This is a genomic window from Bradyrhizobium sp. Kon56, from assembly GCF_055807635.1.
In genome coordinates, this window is the sequence record NZ_JBVVOU010000561.1 from 1 (window position 1) to 248 (window position 248).

Sequence of the window (248 nt, forward strand, 5' to 3'; positions counted from 1 at the left end):
ATCGCCAGCACCGCGTGGTCGACGATACTGTCGATCGTCGCCCAGGCCATCGGCGTGGTGGCGATCCAATGCGTGCAGGACCCCCTGGAAGAACGCAGCGAATCCCGCCTGGACGAACGGATCGACAGACTGTTCAGCCTGATCGAGCAGTTCAAGCTCGTAGTCGAGCGCCTGCAGGATGTTCCCGAGGAGTACAGTGACGAAGCGCATAGCGCGCCGCTTGAGCGCCTGCGCCAGCACATCGAGGC

The 248-nt window shown here is 63.3% G+C and carries 1 protein-coding gene; it reads left to right on the forward strand.

Going from position 1 to position 248, the window contains the following annotated elements:
- On the forward strand, positions 1-248 hold a 248-nt coding region (locus AC0L3B_RS40045; RefSeq protein ID WP_473383507.1), incomplete at both ends, for a hypothetical protein.